Raw genomic sequence first — 14,562 nt, forward strand, 5'->3', positions numbered from 1 at the left:
CGCCGCCCGGAAATTGCTCTTGTGTGGCCCCGCTGCCAACGGCGGGGCAGCCCAAAGCCATGTCCGAGCAGGAGTTGCCATGAAACGCCGTCACTTTCTCGCCGCATCCGCCAGCGCCGCCGCGCTCGCCGCCCCCTCCGTGCGGAGCCAGCCCGCCGCCCGTCTCACGCCCCTCAAGTTCACCCTGGACTTCCGTGTCACGGGACAGACCGCCGCTTTCTTCCTGGCCCAGTCCAGAGGCTACTACCGCGATGAGGGGCTGGATGTCACCCTCGACGTGGGAGCGGGTTCGGTCGCCTCGATCACCCGCATCGCCAGCGGCGTCTACCAGATGGGCCTCGGCGACGTGAGCTCGCTGATGGAGTTCAATGTGCAGAACCCGGGCACGCCTTTGGTGCAGGCCGTGTACCAGTACTACAACCGCGCACCGTTTGCGATCATCGGGCGCAAGGATCGCGGCATCACCACCGATTTCAAGAGCCTGGAAGGCAAGAAGATCGCGGCGGCCGCGGTCGAATCCACGCGCCGCTGCTGGCCCATGGTGGCGCGCAAGCTGCGCATGAAGCCCGAAGCCTTCCAGTGGGCGACCACCGACTTCAGTGCGCGCGACAACGTCGTGGTGCGCGGCGACGTGGACGGCGCCACCTACTTCCACGATTCGGCCATTTCGCTGTTCGCGCGCATGAAGCCCGAGGAGCTGTCGGTGCTCGAGTACGCGCAGGCCGGCGTCAACCTCTATGGCAATGCGATTCTCGCCAGCGCCGGCCTGATCGCCCAGAACCCCCGGGTGGTGGCCGGCTTCCTGCGCGCAACCAACCGCGCGCTGGTGGAAACCTTTGCCAACCCGCTGCCGTCCATCACCGCCATGCGCCAGCGCGAGCCCATCCTCGACGAGAAGGTGGAGCTCGAGCGCTGGCGCATCACTGCGCAGTACGTGGGCGCGCCCGACACCCGCTCGCACGGACTGGGCGACATCCGCAAGCTGTACCTGGAGCAGCAGGTGGACGAGGTAGTCGAGGTGTTCGGCCTCAAGAGCCGCCCGAGCGCCGACGGCATCTTCAACCTCTCGATGCTGCCGCACCGGGCCGAGCGCATGCTGAAGGCGTGATCCTCGTGAACGGTCAAGCCCTTCTTGCCGAGCAGGACGGTCGCTATCTGCGCCGCGCCATCGAGCTGTCGCGCACCGCCCGCGAGCGCGGCAACCGGCCCTTTGGCGCCGTCATCGTCGCGGCCGATGGCGCGGTGCTGGCCGAAGCCTGGAACGCCACCGCCGAAACCGGCGACTGCACTGCCCACGCCGAAACGGAGGCGGTGCGCCGGGCCTCGCCCGCGCATCCGCGCGAGCGTTTTGCCGGTGCCACGATGTACGCCTCGGGCGAGCCCTGCGTGATGTGCGCCGGGGCCATCTTCTGGTGCAACATCGGCCGCGTGGTATTCGGCATCGACGCCGTGAGCCTGCGCGTGTTCCGCGGCGAACGCGCCGAGCAGCGCGATGCCGAGCTGTCGTGCCGCGACGTGTTCGCTGCCTCGCCGCACCCCATCGAATGCATCGGCCCGGCCCTGCGGGAGGAAGCCAGCGAACCGCACCAGGGTTTCTGGCGGCGCTGAGCGCTCAGAGAAAGCGTTCGATCAGCCGGCGCGAGCCGCGGTCGAGCGCGCTCATGTCGCGCACGCTGAACTGCACGCCCTGGCTGCCGACGATCAGCAGCGCAAAGCGCCCCACGCGCCGGATGTCTTCTTCGGCATGGAGCACGAAGCGGGCATCGCCGCGATCGGTTTCCACCTCCCAGATGCTGGGCGTGGAGAACGTGGACACCTGCTTGAGGCGCCGGATCTCGGGCACGAATTCGCGCTGCGCAAACTCTTCGCGCAGCAGGGCCTGCAGCGGCCCGGGCAGCGCGTCGAGCCGGTCGATCCAGATGAGTTCGTGGCCGTCGGCGCCCACGATCGAGATGCCTTCGTCGGGCGCCGCGATCGGAAACGCGCGCACCGGCACCACGCCGATGTGGCGTTCGCCGTGGGCCGCCACGAACACCAGGCGGCCAAACGCGTCGCGTTCGAGCTCGAACGCGGGAACAGGGGATAAGGGCATGGGGGTCATGTCAGTTCCTAGCGTGCAGGCTCATGGGGTTCCGGTGCGCTGGGCCACGTGGGCCGCCTGCGAGGTGGCCAGCGCCACGCTGGAGCCCGCATCCATGCCGGCCTCGTCGGCCTCTGTATCGACCTGGCGCGCCTGCGCCTCGTACAGGCGCCAGTAGGCGCCCTGGCGGGCCATCAGCTCATCGTGCGGCCCCACCTCCACCACCTGGCCGCGGTCCATCACCACCAGGCGGTCGGCCTTGCGCAGCGTCGACAGGCGGTGCGCGATGGCGATGGTGGTGCGGCCCTGCACCAGGTTGTCCAGCGCCTTCTGGATCTCCTTCTCGGTCTCGGTGTCCACCGACGAGGTGGCCTCGTCCAGGATCAGGATGCGCGGGTCGATCAGCAGCGCGCGCGCGATCGAGATGCGCTGGCGCTCGCCGCCCGACAGGCCCTGGCCGCGCTCGCCCACCAGCGAGTCGTAGCCCTGCGGCAGGCGCAGGATGAATTCGTGCGCGTGCGCGGCGCGCGCGGCGGCGATGATCTCGGCGCGGCTGGCGTCCGGTCGGCCGTAGGCGATGTTCTCGGCAATGGTGCCGAAGAACAGGAACGGCTCCTGCAGCACCAGGCCGATGTGGCGCCGGTAGTCGGCCACGCCGAGGCGGCGGATGTCGGTGCCGTCCACCCGGATGCTGCCGTCGCTCACGTCGTAGAAGCGGCAGATCAGGTTGACCAGCGTGCTCTTGCCCGAGCCGCTGTGGCCCACTAGGCCGATCATCTCGCCGGGTTCGATGGCCAGGTCGAGCCCGCGGATCACCGCGCGGTTGCCGTAGCGAAAGCCGATGCCGTGCATCTCGATGCGCCCCTTGAGCGCCGCCAGCTTCACCGGCTGCGCCGGCTCGGGCACGTTGGACACGTGGTCGAGGATGTCGAAGATGCGCTTGGCGCCGGCCGCCGCCTTCTGCGTGACCGAGACGATGCGGCTCATCGAGTCGAGCCGGGTGTAGAAGCGGCCGATGTAGGCGATGAAGGCGGTCAGCACCCCCACCGTGATCTGCTGGCGCGACACCAGCCAGATGCCGAACGCCCAGACCACCAGCAGGCCGATCTCGGTCAGCAGCGACACCGTGGGCGTGAACAGGCTCCAGGTCCTGTTCAGCCGGTCGTTGACCTGCAGGTTGTGCTGGTTGGCCTCGCGAAAACGCTGCGCCTCGCGCTTTTCCTGGGCGAACGCCTTGACCACGCGGATCCCCGGGATGGTGTCGGCCAGCACGTTGGTGACCTCGGACCAGACGCGGTCGATCTTCTCGAAGCCGGTGCGCAGCCGGTCGCGCACGATGTGGATCATCCAGGCGATGAAGGGCAGCGGCAGCAGCGTCACCAGCGCCAGCCAGGGATTGATGGAAAACAGGATGACCGCCGTCATCACGATCATCAGCACGTCGGTCGCGAAATCCAGCGCATGCAGCGACAGGAAGACGCAGATGCGGTCGGTTTCCGAGCCGATGCGCGCCATCAGGTCGCCGGTGCGTTTCCCGCCGAAATAATCCAGCGAAAGTTGTAACAGGTGTTCAAAGGTGGCCGTGCGCAGATCGGCCCCGATGCGCTCCGACACCAGCGCCAGCAGGTAGGTGCGCGCCCAGCTCAGGCCCCAGCCCAGCAGCGCCGCGCCCAGCAGCGCCCCGAGGTAGGCCAGCACCCGCCAGGGCGGGATCTGCTGGCCGTTCTGGAACGGGATCAGGATGTCGTCCATCAGCGGAATCGTCAGGTATGGCGGCACCAGCGTGGCCGCCGTGGACGCCAGCGTGAGCGCGAACCCGGTCGCCAGCTGCTTGCGGTAGGGCCGGGCAAAGCGCCACAGGCGCAGCAGCACCCAGGTGGACGGCGGCGCCTGCAGGTCCGGCTCGCACAGCGGGCACTCCTCCGAATCGGGCGGCAGGGGCGTCTGGCAATGGGGGCACAGGGCGGCCGGCGGGCCGTCCGCGCCGGCCTCGGGCGGGACGCCCGACTGGCGCCGCGCTGTCTCGCGCTCGAACAGCCGCACCAGCTGCAGCGCCTGCGGCTGTCCCTCCAGGGTGAAGCGCCAGAACGCCAGGCGGCCAAAGCCATCGTGCAGTTCCAGCGTGCCGACCCCGGCATGGTCGAAATGGCGCAGGGCCAGATCCGCCCCGCCGGCGTCCAGCGGCCAGTCCCGCCACCCGGTGGCGCCGGCCTCCCAGGCCAGCAGGCGCCGGTCGGTCAGGGCCACCAGCCCGGCCGAAAACTGCATTTGCGCATTCAGGTCAACCGGCAGACTGGCCAAAACGTTCTCACCTGCTGCGAGTTGTGCGCGCAAATCGATGTGCGCCTGGTGGACGGCATTTGAAACGTTGGCGGGAAGAGTTTGTTGCATGATTCTTTGTTGCAGAGCCCAGTTGCCGGTACCGGGATGGCGGATCCAGGGATTTTCGCCGAAGCACGCAGGCCTTTGTCCCTATCTTTCAGAACATGGCTCATTTCCCTGCCGCCCCCTTGCTGGCCCGGCCAGCGTCCCCCGGCCTCCACGGAGCACCCCCGGCTGGAGCAGGGTCAATTGACACCCACGCCATCCCGATGAGCAAAAAGAACGACATCAAGCTGCTGCGCACCCGCTACCTGCGCGGCCCCAATATCTGGACCTACCGCCCGGTCCTCGAGGTCTGGCTCGACCTCGGCGAACTGGAAGACCACCCCTCCCAGACCCTGCCCGGCTTCAACGACCGGCTGATCGCCCTGCTGCCCTCCCTGGTCGAGCACCACTGCGGCGTGGGCGAGCGCGGCGGCTTCCTGCAGCGGCTGCTGGAAGGCACCTGGGCCGGCCATGTGCTGGAGCATGTGGTGATCGAACTGCTGAACCTGGCCGACATGCCCACCGGCTTCGGCCAGACGCGCAGCACCTCGCAGCACGGCGTCTACCGCATGGTGTTTCGCGCGCGCGAGGAGCAGGTGGCGCGCACCGCGCTGGCCGAAGGCCACCGCCTGCTGATGGCCGTCATCAACGACGAGCCGTTCACCGCGGCCGACGTGCAGGCGGCCGTCAGCCGCATCCGCGCCCGGGTGGACGACTGCTACCTGGGCCCCAGCACCGCCTCCATCGTCGCGGCCGCCACCGACCGGCGCATCCCCCACATTCGCCTGAACGACGGCAACCTGGTGCAGCTCGGCTACGGCGCCAGCCAGCGCCGCATCTGGACCGCCGAGACCGAATTCACCAGCGCCATCGGCGAGGGCATCGCCCACGACAAGGACCTCACCAAGAGCCTGCTGGCCTCCTGCGGCGTGCCGGTGCCCGAAGGCGAACTCGTCGACAGCCCCGAAACCGCCTGGGAGGCCGCGCAGGACATGGGCCTGCCGGTGGTGGTCAAGCCGTCGGACGGCAACCACGGGCGCGGCGTCTCGCTCGACCTGAAGACCCGCGAGGAAGTGGAAGCGGCCTTCCGCGTGGCCGAGCCGCATGGCAGCGAGGTGATCGTGGAACGCTTCATCCGCGGCCACGAACACCGGCTGCTGGTGGTGGGCGGCCGCGTGGTGGCCGCCGCGCGCGGCGAGACCGCCTGGGTCACGGGCGACGGCCATTCGACCGTGGTGCAGCTGATCGACGCCCAGCTCAACACCGACCCGCGGCGCGGCCTGGAAGAAGACTACCCGCTCAGCCGCATCGAACTCGACAAGGACGAGGCCGTGGTGCTCGACCTGCAGCGCCAGGGCCTGGCGCCCGGCTCCGTGCCCGCCGCCGGGCGCGAGGTGCTGATCCAGCGCAACGGCAACGTCGCCATCGACTGCACCGACGCAGTCCACCCCGAGGTGGACCGCGTCGTGAGCCTGGCCGCCCGCATCGTCGGGCTGGACATCGCCGGCGTGGACGTGGTGGCGCAGGACATCTCCCGGCCCCTGGGCGCCCAGGGCGGCGCCATCGTCGAGGTCAACGCCGGCCCTGGCCTGCTGATGCACCTCAAGCCCGCCGAAGGCGCGCCGCGCCCGGTCGGCCGCGCGATCTGCGACCACCTCTTTCCCGAGGGCGAGAGCGGCCGCATCCCGGTGGTCGGCGTGGCCGGCAGCCGCGACACGCACCACATCGCGCAACTGGTGGCCTGGCTGCTGCACCTGAGCGGGCGCCACACCGGCCTGGCCTGCCGCGACGGCCTGTTCCTGGACCGCCGCCGCGTGGAAGCCGGCGACAGCACCCACTTCGACGCCAGCCACCGGCTGCTGATGAACCGCCTGGTGCAGGCCGCCGTGATCGAGAACGGCGCCGCCGCCATCCTGCGCGATGGCCTGGCCTACGACCGCTGCCAGGTCGGCATCGTCACCGACCTGGACGGCGCGCAGGACCTGGGCGAGTTCGACATCTCGCAGGACGAGCAGATGTTCAAGGTGCTGCGCACCCAGGTGGACGTGGTGCTGTCGCAAGGCACCGCCGTGCTGAACGCCGCCGAGGAGCGCGTGGCGGAGATGGCCGGCCTGTGCGACGGCGAGGTCATCTTCTACGGGCTCAGCCCCAACCTGCCCGCCCTGGCGGCGCACCGCGCCCAGGGCGGCCGGGCCGTCTTCATCCGCCAGCAGCAGGTGGTGCTGGCCACCGGCGCCACCGAGGCCTTCCTGCCCGACCTGAGCAAGCTCGGCTCCTGGCACGAGCGCCGCGGCGGCACGGCCGACGAAACCCTGCTAGCCGCTGTTGCGGCGGCCTGGGCCCTGGGCATTCCGGCCCCGCTGATCGGGACCGGCATCGAGGCATTTCAAGACAACAGCGCAGAAAGACAACGCTGATGGATATCTCCCGCACCCGGGCCCTGCGCGGCCCCAACCTCTGGAGCCGCCATACGGCGCTCGAAGCCATCGTCGCCTGCGCCGAAGCCGAGCGCGACATCGACGCCCTGCCCGGCTTCGAGCCACGCGTGCGCGCGCTGTTCCCCGCCGTCGGCGCCTTGCGCCCCGGCGGCCACGAGGGGCCGGTGTCGCTGGCCCACGTGCTCGAATCGGCGGCGCTGGAGCTGCAGGCCGAGGCCGGCTGCCCGGTCACCTTCAGCCGCACGGCCGCCACGCTGGAAGCCGGCGTCTACCAGGTGGTGGTGCAGTACAGCGAGGAAGCCGTGGGCCGCCTCGCGCTCGAGTTGGCGCAGGCCCTGATCCATGCCGCGCTGCAGGACACTTGCTTCGATGTGGAAGCCGCCATCGCCCAGCTGCGCGAGATGGACGAGGACGAGCGCCTGGGCCCGAGCACCGGCGCCATCGTGGACGCGGCCGTGGCGCGCGGCATTCCCTACCGCCGCCTGACGCGCGGCAGCATGGTGCAGTTCGGCTGGGGCGCGCGCCAGCGCCGCATCCAGGCCGCCGAGCTGGACGCCACCAGCGCCGTGGCCGAATCGATCGCCCAGGACAAGGACCTCACCAAGAAGCTGCTGCACGCGGCCGGCGTGCCGGTGCCCACGGGCTGCCTGGTCGGCAGCGCCGACGAGGCCTGGGAGGCCGCCCAGCGCATCGGCCTGCCGGTGGTCGTGAAGCCGCAGGACGGCAACCAGGGCAAGGGCGTGACCGTCAACATCGCGAGCCGCGAGCACCTCGACGTTGCCTACCGCGCCGCCGCCGAATACGGCAGCGTGATGGTCGAGACCTTCCTGCCGGGCAGCGATTTCCGGCTGCTGGTGGTGGGCAGGAAGCTCGTCGCCGCCGCACGGCGCGATCCGCCGCAGGTGCTGGGCGACGGCCTGCACACCGTGCGCGAGCTGGTGGAGATCGTCAACCAGGACCCGCGCCGCGGCGAGGGCCATGCCACCTCGCTGACCAAGATCCGGCTGGACGAGATCGCGCTGGCCCGCCTTGAGCTGCAGGGCTTCACGGCCGACTCGATTCCGCCCAAGGGCCGGCGCGTGATCCTGCGCAACAACGCCAACCTCAGCACCGGCGGCACCGCCACCGACGTGACCGACGACGTGCACCCCGACGTGGCGGCGCGCGCCGTGGCGGCCGCGCAGATGGTGGGCCTTCACATCTGCGGCGTGGACGTGGTCTGCGAGAGCGTGCTGCGCCCGCTCGAGGAGCAGCATGGCGGCATCGTCGAGGTGAACGCCGCGCCCGGGCTGCGCATGCACCTGTCGCCCTCGTATGGCAAGGGCCGCCCCGTGGGCGCGGCCATGATCGACGAGTTGTTCGGCCACGGCAACGACGGCCGCATTCCCATCGTGGCCGTGACCGGCACCAACGGCAAGACCACCACCACCCGCCTGATCAACCACCTGCTGTCGGCCAGCGGCCTGCGCACCGGCATGACCAACACCGACGGCGTCTACGTCAACGGCCACCAGACCGACAGCGGCGACTGCAGCGGCCCCAAGAGCGCGCGCAACGTGCTGATGCACCCCGACGTGGACGCCGCCGTGTTCGAGGTGGCGCGCGGCGGCGTGCTGCGCGAGGGCCTGGGCTTCGACCGCTGCCAGGTGGCCGTGGTCACCAACGTCGGCATGGGCGACCACCTGGGCCTGAACTACATCACCACGGTGGAAGACCTGGCGGTGCTCAAGCGCGTGATCGTGCAGAACGTGGCGCCGCAAGGCTGGGCCGTGCTCAACGCGGCCGACCCCATCGTGGCCGGCATGGCCGCGAGCTGCCCGGGGCAGGTCATCTTCTTCGGCGGCGACCGCCACAACGGCGTGCTGGCCGCGCACCGCGCGCAGAACCGGCGCGTGGTCTACCTGGACGGCGACACCCTGGTGGCCGCCGAGGGCTCGTGGCGCGAGCGCGTGGCGCTGCGCGACGTGCCGATCACGCGCGGCGGCACCATCGGCTTCCAGATCGAGAACGTGATGGCCGCGGTGGCGGCCGCCTGGGCCGTGGGGCTGAACTGGGACACGCTGCGCCACGGCCTGGCCAGCTTCGTCAACGACAGCAGCAACGCGCCCGGCCGCTTCAACGTGATGGACTACCGCGGCGCCACCGTGATCGCCGACTACGGCCACAACCCCGACGCCATGCACGCGCTGGTGGCCGCCGTGAACGCCATGCCCTCGCGCCGGCGCAGCGTGGTCATCAGCGGCGCGGGCGACCGCCGCGACAGCGACATCCGCGACCAGACCGTGATCCTCGGCGAAGCCTTCGACGACGTCCTCCTCTACCAGGACGCGGCCCAGCGCGGCCGCGCCGACGGCGAGGTGATGGGCCTGCTGCGCGAGGGCCTGGCCCAGGCGAGCCGCACGCGCCACATCGAGGAGATCCATGGCGAGTTCCTGGCCATCGACACCGCGCTGGCGCGCCTGCAGCCGGGCGACCTGTGCCTGATCCTGGTGGACCAGGTGGAAGAGGCGCTGGCGCACCTGGCGCGCCGCGTGGCCGAAGCGCCGATCGCGGCCTGAAGGAGCCCGGCGCGCCATTCTTGAGAAGAATCGGCCCGAGGTCCTTGTCCCGCCGTCATTCTCTGCTATCAATTTTGAGTAGCCCGGGCTGCCCCGCCGCGTGAAGCGAGGCCTCGTGCCGCCGACCAATCGCTCACTTTTTGATAGCGACCGAGGTCCACCCGACAAGGACATCGGCCCGATCTGGCTTGAAATTTCCCCAAAAAGAGTCTTCAGGGCCGCCCCGGATCAGGCGGGGGCCCGCTGCGCCTCCCAGGCCTTCATCTTGCCCGGGTTCATCAGCCCGGCCGGATCGGCCAGCCGCTTGAAGGCGAGCTGGTTCTGGTCGATCGTCTTCATGCCGCCGTCCTCAATGGTGTAGACATGCGGGTCGAAGATCAGGCAGCCGCTGGCCTCGAGGAAATCCATGATCTCGTACTGGCGCGCCGCCGTTGTGAAGCGCACCAGGGGCAGGCCGTAGGCACCGTACTCCGTCGGCGTGGCGCGCAGGAACTCGTCGTGGCACAGCACCTCGTCGCCAAAGCGCTGCTTGAAGCGCGTGCACAGGTCGAGGTCGAACGGATGCGGGTGCTCGAACTGCAGGTAGGTCCAGCTCTTGTCGGCCTTCAGCGCCTGCAGCGTCGTGTGGTTGTAGGCGCATTCGTAGGCCGGCGGCAGCCGCCGGGCGTGCAGCTCGGCCTCCGGCAGGCACAGGGTTTCCTGCCCGCCGAAGGCGCGGGCCTGCGCCCGGTAGCGCTCGCGGCTGTCCTCGCCCACCATCGCGAAGACGGCGTGGCTGCCCGGCGGGAAGTACTCGGCCAGGTGCTTGTAGTACGGCGTGAAGCCGCTCTCCACGGCGGTCAGCAGGAACAGGTCGATGTCGGTGCCGCAGATGCCGTGGCAAAAGCGGGTGGCATCGGCGTAGCTGCCGAAGGTGGCGATCGAGTGGTACCAGTGCACGGCGGCCTGCAGCGCCAGCGTGACGCGCGTGATGATGCCGTTGGTGCCATAGGCGTGGTGCACCTTCTGCACGTCCTCGCCCTGCAGTTCCAGCACGCGCGGCGTTTCCTCCAGCGTCACCACCTGCACCGACAGCACGTTGCCCGGGTCCTTGAGCACGCCGTTGCGCACCGAGCCGACACCGGCCGAGCCGCCCGCGATGAAGCCGCCCACCGTGGCCGCCCGCAGCGTGGACGGGAACATGCGCAGCTGCTGGCCCACTTTCTCGGCCTCCTGCTGCAGCGCGTGCAGCAGCACGCCGGCCTGCACCTCGGCCACGCCGTCGCGGATTGAGAGGATGCGGTTCATCGCGGTCATGTCCAGCACCACGCCGCCGGCCAGCGGCACGCACTGGCCGTAGTTGCCGGTGCCGCCGCCGCGCACCGTCACCGGCAGGCCGTGGCGGGCGGCGGCGCGCGCGATGGTCACCACCTCGTCCTCGGTCTGCGGCACCACCACGAGATCGGCCGTGCGGCCTTCGAGCTGCTCGTTCAGGATCGGGCTGTACCAGAAGAAATCCCGCGACTTGCGCCGCAGTTGCTCGGGCGCGCTCAGCACGCGGATGCCGCCCAGTTCTTCGGTGAATCGGGCCAGGGAGTCGGTGTGTGGATTCATCAGGATCTTTTCCGGAAAGGGCGGGCCCGCAAGGCCCGCGACAGCCAGGCGCCGCGGCCCGGGAACTGCACCGGCGGCAGGCCGATGCGGGCCGGGCCGGCGCGATGGGTAAATTTTAACCAATGATTCAGACCATTTGGTCAAATATTATGGTGAAACCGCCCGCGGCGCCCGCCGCGGCTGAACGGGATTCAGCCCGTGGCCTTGCGGGTCTTGCGCGCCGGCGCCGTGGTGGCCGTGGGCTTGCGCACGGTGGCCCGCGAACGCGGGGCGGCGGCCGGGGCAGCAGCCGGGGCTTTAGCCTCGGCGGGCGGCTGCCACTCGATACCGCAGCCGCGCAGCACCAGCCGCGTCACCTCGTGCGTGATGCGCGCGCGGTCCAGCGAGCCGTCCTCGCGCTGCATCATGTAGCGCACCTGGCTCTCGTAGTCGGCGTAGTGCTGCGTCACGGCCCAGATGTGGAACAGGAAGATCAGCGGGTCCACCGGCGCGATCAGGCCGCGGTCGACCCAGCTCTGGATCAGCTCGAGCGCCTTGACGCGCCCCTGCGCCCATTCGGCCCAGTACTCGCGGATGTAGGTGGCGCCGTCCATCACCTCCTTGGTGAACAGCCGCGACACCGCCGGGTTGTCGAAGGCGAACTCGAGCTTCTGGCGCACCAGCCGCGCGATGGCCTGCGCCGGCTCCATGGTGGCGTCGGTCTGGTCGATGAGCTGGCCCCATTGCCGCGTGGTGGCGCGCAGCACCTCTTCGTACAGGGCTTCCTTGCTCTCGATGTAGTAGTGCAGCGACGGCTTGGACAGGCCGGCGCGCTGCGCGATGCCCTGCGTGGAGGCGCCCCGCAGGCCGTACTGCGCGAACTCCTCGATGGCCGCCCGGCGGACCTGCTCCAGCAGCTTCAGGCGGCGCAAGGCCGCCTGGGACACGACTTTGTTGGGATGGGACATAGACACCGGTTCGACAGGACTGCCCATTATGTCGGCACGCGCACGGGGCTTCAGGCCTCGCGCTTGACTTCGCTCTCGTGCCAGTGGCCGAGCGCCTTGCGCGCCGCGTAGGCGGTCACCAGGAAGATCACCACGCCGCACAGCGACACCAGCACCAGCGCGGCGAACATGCGTGGCACCTCGTTGCGAAAGCTCGCCTCCAGGATGCGCGAGGCCAGGCCTGTGTCGCGCCCCGAGCTGCCGGCCACGAACTCGGCCACCACGGCGCCGATCAGCGACAGGCCGCCGGCGATCTTGAGCCCGGCGAAGAAGTACGGCGTGGCCGACGGCACCAGCAGGCGGCGAAAGCGCTGCCAGGGCGTGGCGCGGTACAGCGTGAACAGGTCGCGCAGGTTGTGGTCGGCGCTGCGCAGGCCGATCACGGTGTTGGACAGGATCGGGAAGAACGCCACCAGCCAGGCGCAGATCAGCAGCGCGGCGAAGGTGCTGTCCACGTAGATCAGGATCAGCGGCGCGATCGCGATGATCGGCGTCACCTGCAGGATCACCGCGAACGGGAACAGGCTGTACTCCACCGTGCGCGACAGCGCGAACGCCGTGCCCAGCAGCACGCCGCCGGCCACCGCCAGCGCCAGCGACATCAGCGTGAGCTTGACCGTGAACCACAGCGAGCCGAGCAGCGAGCCGAAGGTCTGTGCCAGCGTGACGGCCACCAGGCTCGGGGCCGGCAGGATGTAGCTCGGAATCTGGTTGAGCCGCACCCACAGCTCCCACACCAGCAGCAGCGCGGCCAGCACCACCAGCGGCGACACCACGCGCCGGACCTGCTCCGCGCGCTCCCGGCGGGCCAGCCAGTCCTGCCCGCCTGCGTTGTTCTCAATGTGCATGTTCCACTCCATTCAGGGTCTGTTGCAGCGCGGTGCTGACCGAGCGGCAGCAGTCGCTGTAGGCGGCCGACATGCGGAACTCCTCGTTGCGCGGGTAGGGCGCATCGACCGCCAGATCCGCCACCACGCGGCCCGGCCGCGCGGCCATGACCACGATGCGGCTGGACAGGTAGACCGACTCGTAGACGCTGTGCGTCACGAAGATGGTGGTCAGCCGGTGCGCCGACCACAGGGCCAGCACGTCGTTGTTGAGCTTGATGCGCGTCATCTCGTCGAGCGCGGCGAACGGCTCGTCCATCAGCAGCAGCTTCGGGCGCGTGACCATGGCGCGCGCGATCGACACGCGCATCTTCATGCCGCCCGACAGCTCGCGCGGGTAGACCTTGCCGAACGCACCGAGCCCCACCATCTCCAGCGCCTCGCCGACCCGGCGCGCCATCTCGGCACGCTCGAGCCCGGCCAGCGACAGCGGCAGCGCCACGTTGTCGGCCACGGTGGCCCAGGGCATCAGCGTCGGCTCCTGGAAAACGAAGCTCACGTCGGCCGGCTGCACCGCGCTGTCGGCGCCGATGCGGATGCGGCCCGCGGACGGGCTCATCAGGCCCGCGATCATGCGCAGGGCCGTGCTCTTGCCGCAGCCCGAGGGGCCGAGGAAACTCACGAACTCGTGGTCTCCGATCTCGAGGTCCATGCCGTCCAGCGCCAGCGTGCCATTGGCATAGCGCTTGCCGACGCCCTGCATGGAAACCAGGGGGTTGTCATGTTGCATCCGTTGTCTCTCCTGTGGTGAAAATCGCGCGGTGGCGCAGGTTCTTCATGTCGTAGCGGACCATGTCGCGCAGCAGCTCCAGCAGGCCCGCCGCGGCGCAGTCGATCAGCCGCTGGCCCAGCTCGGCGCTGGCGGCCGCGGCGTCGCCGCAGGCCCCCTGCTCGTTCAGGTCCTCGATCTGCCAGGCCAGCCGGCCGCGCGCCTGCAGCGACAGGCGCGTGAAGTCCTGCTCCAGCGCCGCCGAGCGCGAGTCGAACCGGCGCGCCTTGTCCATCTGCACCAGGCCCGGCCTGAAGGCCAGCATGACCGAGGTCTCCTCCTGCCCGGCATGGATGCCGTGGCGCATCTCGGCCTCGCTCAGGCTGCCCTCGGGCACGCCCAGGCTGTAGGTGCTCGCCGTCACCGCCAGCACGCCGTGGCGCACCCGCACGTCGCGCGCCAGCGCGTCGGCCAGCCCGCCCTGGCCGCCATGGCTGTTGAGGAACAGCAGCCGCCGGAAGCCCGCGCGCACCACGCAGTCGGCCACCTCCATCCACAGCCGCAGCAGCGTCTCGGCGCTGAGCGTGAGCGTGCCGGGAAAGCTGATGTGCTCATTGCTCTTGCCGATGCCCAGCGTGGGCAGGCGGACCACCGGCAGCTCGTCCGGCCGCAGCGCCTGCAGCCGGGCCAGCACGGCCTCGACGATGTCCACGTCCACCGACAGCGGCAGGTGCGGCCCGTGCTGCTCGGTCGCGCCCAGCGGGATGATCACCACCGTGCCGGCGGTGTCGCGGCCCGCGAGTTCACCGCTGGTGTGGTCGGTCCAGAAAAACTTGTTGCTCATGCGGATGGGGTGAGCCGGCGCGGCGCGCGGGCGGGCGGGCCGGCCATGGCTGCGCCCGCCCCGCCCGGCCGGGGCGGCTCGACTACGTGAAACAGGGAGG

Annotated in this window: 11 protein-coding genes; 4 read left to right on the top strand and 7 right to left on the bottom strand. The window is 70.1% G+C overall.

All coding sequences use genetic code 11. The features are described from left to right. Nucleotides 1-79 precede the first annotated feature (79 nt). Entirely contained in the window at nt 80-1,108 is a 1,029-nt protein-coding gene (locus MMF98_RS14655; RefSeq protein WP_243307104.1) for an ABC transporter substrate-binding protein, read from the top strand. A 5-nt stretch (nt 1,109-1,113) separates the two neighbouring features. Then, nucleotides 1,114-1,608, top strand: coding sequence for a nucleoside deaminase (locus tag MMF98_RS14660; protein ID WP_423837602.1), 495 nt, complete (start codon nt 1,114-1,116; stop codon nt 1,606-1,608). Nucleotides 1,609-1,612: 4 nt separating this feature from the next. Here MMF98_RS14660 and MMF98_RS14665 read toward each other — a convergent pair whose 3' ends face one another. Together MMF98_RS14665 and MMF98_RS14670 are read right to left on the bottom strand one after the other, a co-directional pair. Beyond that, complete coding sequence (locus tag MMF98_RS14665; protein WP_243307107.1) at nt 1,613-2,101, bottom strand: cyanophycin metabolism-associated DUF1854 family protein; 489 nt, start codon at nt 2,099-2,101, stop codon at nt 1,613-1,615. A 21-nt stretch (nt 2,102-2,122) separates the two neighbouring features. Then, nucleotides 2,123-4,471: a cyanophycin metabolism-associated ABC transporter gene (locus MMF98_RS14670; protein WP_243307108.1), complete on the bottom strand. Its 2,349-nt coding sequence runs from the start codon at nt 4,469-4,471 to the stop codon at nt 2,123-2,125. A 200-nt stretch (nt 4,472-4,671) separates the two neighbouring features. On the opposite strand from MMF98_RS14670, the gene MMF98_RS14675 reads away from it, so the two are divergent. Then, nucleotides 4,672-6,864 (top strand): cyanophycin synthetase, encoded by a 2,193-nt coding sequence (locus MMF98_RS14675; RefSeq protein WP_243307109.1) that lies wholly within the window; start codon nt 4,672-4,674, stop codon nt 6,862-6,864. Next, complete coding sequence (gene cphA / locus MMF98_RS14680; RefSeq protein ID WP_243307110.1) at nt 6,864-9,443, top strand: cyanophycin synthetase; 2,580 nt, start codon at nt 6,864-6,866, stop codon at nt 9,441-9,443. Before MMF98_RS14675 ends, cphA begins: the two co-directional genes overlap by 1 nt. A 228-nt stretch (nt 9,444-9,671) precedes the next feature. Here the strand turns inward: cphA and MMF98_RS14685 are convergent, their stop codons facing one another. From MMF98_RS14685 to MMF98_RS14705, 5 genes are all read right to left on the bottom strand, one after another. Then, on the bottom strand, nt 9,672-11,036 hold the full coding sequence (locus MMF98_RS14685) for an FAD-binding oxidoreductase (protein ID WP_243307111.1): 1,365 nt from the start codon (nt 11,034-11,036) through the stop codon (nt 9,672-9,674). 191 nt (nt 11,037-11,227) lie between these two features. Further along, the gene (locus tag MMF98_RS14690; RefSeq protein WP_243307112.1) at nt 11,228-11,983 is read right to left on the bottom strand and encodes a TetR family transcriptional regulator C-terminal domain-containing protein; all 756 of its coding nucleotides are present in this window, start codon (nt 11,981-11,983) and stop codon (nt 11,228-11,230) included. A 50-nt stretch (nt 11,984-12,033) separates the two neighbouring features. Then, nucleotides 12,034-12,870, bottom strand: coding sequence for an ABC transporter permease (locus tag MMF98_RS14695; protein WP_243307113.1), 837 nt, complete (start codon nt 12,868-12,870; stop codon nt 12,034-12,036). Beyond that, the gene (locus tag MMF98_RS14700) at nt 12,860-13,639 is read right to left on the bottom strand and encodes an ABC transporter ATP-binding protein (protein WP_243307114.1); all 780 of its coding nucleotides are present in this window, start codon (nt 13,637-13,639) and stop codon (nt 12,860-12,862) included. The genes MMF98_RS14695 and MMF98_RS14700 overlap by 11 nt, the downstream gene beginning before the upstream one ends. Next, on the bottom strand, nt 13,629-14,462 hold the full coding sequence (locus MMF98_RS14705; protein WP_243307115.1) for a creatininase family protein: 834 nt from the start codon (nt 14,460-14,462) through the stop codon (nt 13,629-13,631). Before MMF98_RS14705 ends, MMF98_RS14700 begins: the two co-directional genes overlap by 11 nt. Between the last annotated feature and the right edge of the window lie 100 nt (nt 14,463-14,562).

Origin of the sequence: Variovorax terrae (assembly GCF_022809125.1) — a bacterium.
GTDB classification, from domain to species: Bacteria; Pseudomonadota; Gammaproteobacteria; order Burkholderiales; family Burkholderiaceae_C; genus Variovorax_A; species Variovorax_A terrae.